This window comes from Noviherbaspirillum sp. (genome assembly GCF_036846085.1).
In the GTDB taxonomy this organism is placed as follows: Bacteria; Pseudomonadota; Gammaproteobacteria; order Burkholderiales; family Burkholderiaceae_D; genus Noviherbaspirillum.
Genome location: NZ_DAIUCO010000272.1, coordinates 1 through 6,732 on the forward strand (window position 1 = coordinate 1; position 6,732 = coordinate 6,732).

At 63.6% G+C, this 6,732-nt stretch carries 8 protein-coding genes and 1 pseudogene; all 9 read right to left on the minus strand.

What is annotated here, in order from left to right:
• Positions 1–404, minus strand: a 404-nt coding sequence (locus V7080_RS22090) for a prepilin-type N-terminal cleavage/methylation domain-containing protein (protein ID WP_334190543.1), incomplete at its 3' end; no start/stop codon positions are given.
• An 89-nt stretch (positions 405–493) separates the two neighbouring features.
• Positions 494–1,588, minus strand: a complete 1,095-nt coding sequence (locus tag V7080_RS22095) for a sensor histidine kinase (RefSeq protein ID WP_334190544.1) — start codon at positions 1,586–1,588, stop codon at positions 494–496.
• The gene (locus V7080_RS22100) at positions 1,581–2,189 is read right to left on the minus strand and encodes a response regulator (RefSeq protein WP_334190545.1); all 609 of its coding nucleotides are present in this window, start codon (positions 2,187–2,189) and stop codon (positions 1,581–1,583) included. The genes V7080_RS22095 and V7080_RS22100 overlap by 8 nt, the downstream gene beginning before the upstream one ends.
• Entirely contained in the window at positions 2,186–2,908 is a 723-nt protein-coding gene (locus tag V7080_RS22105) for a hypothetical protein (protein ID WP_334190546.1), read from the minus strand. Before V7080_RS22105 ends, V7080_RS22100 begins: the two co-directional genes overlap by 4 nt.
• A 1-nt stretch (position 2,909) precedes the next feature.
• Positions 2,910–3,671 carry an ABC transporter permease gene (locus V7080_RS22110; protein WP_334190547.1) on the minus strand — a complete coding sequence of 254 codons (762 nt, stop codon included), beginning with the start codon at positions 3,669–3,671 and terminating at the stop codon, positions 2,910–2,912.
• 61 nt (positions 3,672–3,732) lie between these two features.
• Positions 3,733–4,368: a hypothetical protein gene (locus tag V7080_RS22115; protein WP_334190548.1), complete on the minus strand. Its 636-nt coding sequence runs from the start codon at positions 4,366–4,368 to the stop codon at positions 3,733–3,735.
• A gap of 15 nt (positions 4,369–4,383) precedes the next feature.
• Positions 4,384–5,817 carry a type II secretion system protein gene (locus V7080_RS22120; protein ID WP_334190549.1) on the minus strand — a complete coding sequence of 478 codons (1,434 nt, stop codon included), beginning with the start codon at positions 5,815–5,817 and terminating at the stop codon, positions 4,384–4,386.
• Between the two features lie 160 nt (positions 5,818–5,977).
• Entirely contained in the window at positions 5,978–6,397 is a 420-nt protein-coding gene (locus tag V7080_RS22125) for a hypothetical protein (protein ID WP_334190550.1), read from the minus strand.
• A gap of 9 nt (positions 6,398–6,406) precedes the next feature.
• A pseudogene (locus V7080_RS22130) lies at positions 6,407–6,732 on the minus strand (hypothetical protein); the annotation flags it as partial.

Here is a 6,732-nt window from a genome sequence, read left to right on the forward strand (position 1 = left end):
GCACGTGGCAGGCCAGCGGCAGTTGCTGGTGCATTCGGATCGCCCGCAGTCATGCCGGAAGCGCGCAGCGCGCGCCAGAATGCAGCCTGCTCTCCGCCGTTAGTAAAAGTTTGTGCAGCCGTGATGACCAGTGCGCCGTCACCGTTTCCGCCAGCAGTGCCAGCCCAGCCTCGTGCTGTCATGGTAGGTGCTGACTCGTCGCCCGGGATAGCACGATAACGGTCGTAATACGAATTGTACGCAGCGGAAATGCCGTTCATGTCGTTCACCACCGACTTGATCCGGCTGTTCTCGATCATTTCCTGGCCCTTCAGCACGCCGCCCAGCAGCAGGCCGATGATGACCAGCACGATGGCGATCTCGACCAGCGTGAAGCCGGACTGGCTTCTTGTCATTTGTTTCATGTTTTCTCCCTGGGGATGTTGTGTACGGTATTGTTGCTACGGAGCAAAACTTACCACAACGCAACAGGCACGCAAGATGTCTATTTAATTTACATGTGGAAACAATGCCGCGGGGCCATATTAGACGCCGACAGGGCGACGTGAAACTTCAGGCCGCCTTGTTTGGTGCGCTGGGCATGCAGCGACGCATTGCACGCCGCCAGCCGTTGTTTCGCCTGGTACAGCCCGATACCCAGCCCGGCCGGGTGGCTGCTCCAAAACGGCTCGAACAGCCTTTCCATGTGCTCCACTGGCGACGCGTCAACGGCTTCGATGGTAATGTCCGTGCCGCCGTTGCCATTGCCAGTAATCGCAACCCTGATTTCCGGCCTGCCTTGCCGTTCGCGCTCCGCCAAATCGCTGTAATTCTTGAAAATGTTGTCGAGCGCGGTATCCAGCGTATTCTCCGGCACCCGCAGCCGCGCGGAGCCGTCGATCGTGCAATCCAGGCGGTACAGCGCGCACAGGGTGCGGATTTCTTCCTCCAGGTCGACGGTGCGGGACGGTGCGTCCGACAGCCGTCCGGCGGTCAGCGTCCCGACGATCCGGTCGGCCCGGTTGCGCATCATCGGCGCCGCGGTGCGCAGGTAGTCGAACACCTGCTGTTCCTTGCCCGGCGGGACCGAGGCGAGCTGGTCGGCCATGAGCTGGATGAATTGCGCGATGTTCTTCATGTCGTGCTGGAGGAACAGGTTGAGCTTCGACATCTGGGCGAAGGTGGTATCGGTCGCATTGGCCTTGATCAGCATGTCGGTGCGCAGCAGCAGCAGGAAGGTGGCAATGAGGTTCTCGCCGAAATAGCGGCGTTCGCCGCGACGGACCGGCTGGTATAGCGCGATCGACAAACTGGTCTCGGCGACATCGATACGGTGCTCAATGCACACGCCCTTTGTTGTTCCGGCCTGTTCCTCGATCACGACGCCGAACCAGTCGAGCCGCCAGGCAATGCCCGCCAGCCCGGCCTGCGACAGCAGCGGCCAGGCGTTGCGCAGCAGGGCCGGCGTGTCGAAGCGGTGCTGTTCGTTGAGCCGGATCAGGGCAAGGCTGATGCGGCTGGCATTGCGCGCCTGATACCACAGCACCGCCAGCACGGCACCGATGGTGGCGCCGGTCAGCAGCAGGTAGAGCTGGATCTGCTCAATCATCGCGCTCGATGCCGAACTTCTTCATGAAGTAATAGATGTTTTCGCGCTTGACGCCGAGACGCTTGGCGCTCTGATACACATTAAAGCCGGTTTCCTTCAGTATCTGGCGCACCAGTCTTTCCTCGGCGTCGTCGCGCAGGCCTTTGAGACCCTCGCCGACTTGCGCATTAACCGCGATCCGGGTGATGCCCTCGCGCTGCAATTCGCCTTCCTTCTGCAGGAACAGTACGGCGCGCTGCACCGCCCGCAGGATGGCGTCCGCCGATGCCGGCTTGGCAAGAAAATCGAATGCGCCTTCGCGGATGGCTTCCAGCGCGGCCGCTTCCTGGTCCTGTCCCGTCAGCACGATGGTCTTGACCGTCATGATCTCGGCGTCGATCGCCCGCAGCGTGGCGATGCCCTCGATGATCTCGTGGGCATGCGGCGGCAGTCCGAGATCGAGGATCACGATGCGGATGCCGGCGTCGGCATGCAGCTGGCGCAGTGCATGCTCGCGGCAATCGGCCTCATGCACCCGGAAGTCATGCAGCTCCAGCGTACCGCGCAGCATCATGCGCAGGGCCGGGTCGTCTTCCACCAGCAAGATGCTAGCGCCGGTCATCGGGGCGCCGCCTGTTCGGTCGGCTTCTTCCGCATCGCCTTCAGCCGCTCGTCGAGAAAGCGCAGCTCGTGCGGATCGGTGATCTGACCGCTTTGCAGCAGGCCGCCAATCAGGATCTTCGCGCTGTCGATCTCGTTCATGTCTTCCAGGATGAAGATTTCCATCTGCCTGGCCCAGTTCGGCACATTACCGCCGGTCGCCTTCTCGCGGATCGCACGCGCATAGCGCAGCGCCAGCGGCAAATCCTTCAACTGGTGCTTGGCGACGATGGTGGCGTGGGCCAATGCCGGCCACCGGCGATCCGGGTCTTCTGCAAAACGCCGGTGCACGAACTCCAGCATGCGGCGCTTCCGTGCGTCGTCGGCCACCTCCGCATACAGCCGGCTGGCTGCCAGCAGCGGGTACTGGCCACGGGGATCGAGGTCAACGACACGCTCCAGCCAGGTTTCCAGTACGGCGTAGTCGAGCTGGCGAAAGGGCAGGCTGATGCCGGGCTGGTTGTCGAATGCCTGTATGTACAGCATGAGAAGCTTGCCCAGGCCGATCGGTTCGCCGACACTCGCCAGCCGCAGCGTCGTGGCGGTGGGCGGCTGCGGCAGCGCTTGCGCGGCGGCTTGCGGTTCAGGCATTGCAACATGCCAGCCGATCTGCAGCGCCAGGCCGGTGCCGAGCAGCGCGAGTGCCGCCTTCGGGACGCAGGAGACGGGGCGTTCGCGCATGCTAGATGTTCCTGCGGTAGAGGTCGAACAGCGCCGCGCCCCCCGCGAGGCTCAGGAAGATGGCGGTCTGGGCGAGCAGGCCGGGAACGTCGCTCCAGGCGCCGGTGTGATACACCAGCCATTCGGTCCGGGTGAATTGGTCCAGGTGCGGCAACAGCATGCCGACGGTGTCCATCACCATGTTGATGACAGTCTGGGATGCGCCGCCGCTCGATGCATGGCCGATCAATTGCAGTGCGGCCACGGACCGCGCCATCAGGTAGAACGCCATCACGGCGCTCAGTGCGGTCATGACCTGGTTAAAGGTGATCACGCATAGCAGGCTGAAGGCGGCGATGAGCCACAGTTCGCACAGGAGCGACACGGTCCACAGCGCCGCCTGCATGCCGGGAGCGAAGAACAGCATCAGGCCGCCGAACAGCAGCGCGGGCAGCAGCGCCAGCAGGCCGAAGCCGGCCAGCTTCCCGAAGTAGTAGCCGGCGCGCGGCAGGGGCAGCGCGAGAATCAGTTCCAGGCCTTTGTCGTTGAATTCGCGGATCATGCTGGTGACGATGAAGGTGGCGAGCAGAAAGACCGACGCGAAGCGGGCGAAGGCGGCGAGGATGGCGACCTGCACCTGGCGGCTTTCGGCGATCGCCAGTTCGTTCAGGAAGCCGCTGAGGCCGATGCCGGCGATGGCGACGGCGAAGAACAGCCAGACCAGCCGGTTGCGCAAGGCTTCGAGCAGGGTGTAGCGGGCGATGGTGTGGATTTGGTGCAGCATGGATTGGTGTACAAAAAATGGTTAAGCGCTGTTCTGGTATTGGCTGGCAGGTTGCAGACGCCTACAACGGCGTCGCAAACGCCGCGACGATATCTTCATTGACGCAGAAGCCCGCCGACGCGCGCGAATTGCCGCTGCTGATTCTTCCGTCATCCAGTTTCAAATCCACCTCCGACAGGATATCGCAGGGCAGGTTATCGAATTCGATCAGGTTGCGGATGGTGGCCGGGATCGGACTGTCCCCGGCGGCGATCACCGAGCCGGCCGCGGCGGAATTGCCGACGATGCGCACAGTGCCGAACCGGCTGTTCAGCCGGCCGTCCCCGCGGATGAAACCGGCATGCAACAGGTGCAGCGGTGCCGAGATGGTTTCGGAGACCGGGGAGGGATTGCTGCCGGACGGCGCCGGCAGATCGATGATGCCGTTACCGTTGCCGCCCGCATCGACATTGGGAATCTCGTTGGCCTTCAATGGCCAATCGCCCGGCAGGTAGTGATACCGGTCGCGGAACGCGTGGGCGGCGGACGACAGGTCCTTGGCCATGGCGATCACATCCTTCGTTTGCATGCCACGGACCAATGACCGGCCTTGCAGCACGGCGCCGAGCAGCAGCCCGATCACGACAAGGACGAGCGCCGTCTCGATCAGGGTGATGCCTGCATGCCGGCGCGTGACAGGGATGCTGGATGCGTTCATGCCATGGCTCTCGGATCAGGGAAGTTTGGCATCGATGGTGCCTTTGCCGACGTAGTCGACAAGGTCGTCATAGCCGAGGCGCGGATCGGTGAACGGCGGCACCGTCAGGGGCGCCTTGACGAAGCTGCCGGTGGCCGCGAGGTTGGCTACTTCGTTGGTGCCGAGGCAGGCCGGTGCGACCGGCGTTGCGGGTGCGGCGGTCGCCACGGTGGTGCAGGCCGCGCCGACGCCTGCGGAATTATTGAAAAATGCGGTGTTGTTGCGGCCAAGCGAATATACGACGAACGGCGCGTCGTTCACGAGAAGGGCGCCGGACTCGTTCCTGACAGTGATGTCGCCGTCCTGGGCACGGAAGGCATTCTTGTTCGGCGTGTTGGTCAGGTTCTTCGTCACCCGGTACTTGTAGCGGTTCGGAATCGCCGCGGCGGCCGGCGGCGCCGTCACCGCCCAGGGATCGTTGGCGGGCACGCTGAGCGTCACCCAGGGCACGTTGCCGATCTCGCAATTGTTGTCGGCCACGCCGTCATTGGCATTGGCCCCGTTCGGGCAGCCGGGCTTGCCGGTGCCGTCGCTGTCGGCATTCGGCAAGCGGCTGTTGTTAATTGCATAACCGATCAGGGCATTCTTGATCTCCTCGATATCCCGCGCGGCGATCGCCGCCTGTTCCTCGAAGGATCGCAACGCCCTGGTCTGCAGTGCCGGGCCGGTCAGGTCGGTTGGCTGCAGGACCAGGAGAATGTCATCGAAGGTGCCGCCGCTTGCCGTCTCGCTGTTGCTGAAGTCGCGGCTGACGTACGTGACGTTACCGTTGCTGTTCTCGACTTCGTCCGCGCCGGCCGGCAGCGTGTTGCGGGTGCCGCCGACGGTATAGGCGCCGAGGCCGGTCTTGCCATGCGATGCCAGTACGACGACGGCATTGGCGGTGAATGCCGTCAGGTTACCTGCCGCGTTCCGGGTGTTGACGGTGATGCCGCCCTGGCTGCCGGCGTTGAAGCTGGCGTTCAGCGTCCAGTTATACGGGGTGGTCGACACCTGGTAGCTGAAGAGGTTGCTCCAGCCGTCCTGCGCAAGTTCGCGCGAGATGCCGAGCGTGGCATACGGCAGCACCCCGAAGGCACTGGAGCAGGCAGTGGCGGTATTGGGGGTCGGGGGCGGTCCGGCGACTGATGCGCCGGCCCGGTCCTCGATGCCGTCGAACGCCACATTTGGCGCATTCGCCGCCGGATTGTCCGGGCAGGGCAGGCGGCGGTTTTTCGCGAGATAGGCAACCAGCGCATCCCTGACGGCTTCCTGCCTTTTTTTCGTCGACGCAACGGCGGAGCTTTCCAGCTGCGCGGATAGCGTGGCGACACCGAGCGTCATCATGATGCTGACGAGGAGCACCACGATGGCCATTTCGATCAGCGTGAATCCGGATCTCGAACAATGAACGCGACGGTCGGCGGGCATAGGAAATATTGGTGTGAAGTAACTGCGTATATTACGCCTGCACGGATCGATGGCAATCGTTGTGCGGGCGGGCTGTCCGGTCAATAGAGCATCCGTTGTTTGTCGCTTGTCCTTTGTATGTACTTTTATTCCAGTGAAGTCCGCATGCAGCCGTCAGGTCTTACTGCCCGTCCCGCACCACGCCCGTCGCCCGGTCCACCGTTTGCCCGGGCTTCACCCGGACCCGCTTTCCCGACTCCAGTTCCAGCGTGACAGCAGCCTGGCCGCTGCGCTCCCCGGCAACAAGCACACCCTGCGATCGCGTCCTGCCGTCCTGCGGTACTTCATTGATCCATGTGGTCGACCGGCCGCTGCTGGCCTTGACGATGCCGTTGACGGTAAGCAGTGCATCCTCCGGTTGCGCGGCAGGTTTCCGGTCCGGCTCGGACGGCGCCGGCGGTCCGTCCCTGCGCAGCTTGTCCAGCGCGGCGCGCTCGGCCGGGCTGTAGAACAGCCGGCCGAGGACTTCGGGCTCGGCGCCGCACGCCAGCGTCGCATGGGCGGCAATGGAGGCGGCAAGCAGGAAGGCGAAGGTGCGCATATCGGTTCCTTATTGCGGCGGAGGCGTGCCAAGTTCGGCGCCGGTCGCCGCCTGCGCACCGAGGGTCAACCAGTACAACTGGCATTCCGCTTCCAGCGCGGAGGGTGGAAACGTATCCGATGCCAGGCCCGTGCGCACCAGCTTGCAGTCGACCGGCACATAAAAGCTGCTTTGTTTCAGGTCGCCCAGCAGGTTGATCAGGTCGCCTTCATGCCACAGCGCCAGCCGCAGCGTCATCTTGCTGCCACGAAGCTGAAAGCTGCCGGTCGACATCGACGGGTCGACCTGGAATTGCTGCTGGCCGCAGATTACGGCGATGACAGCAATGGCGGGCG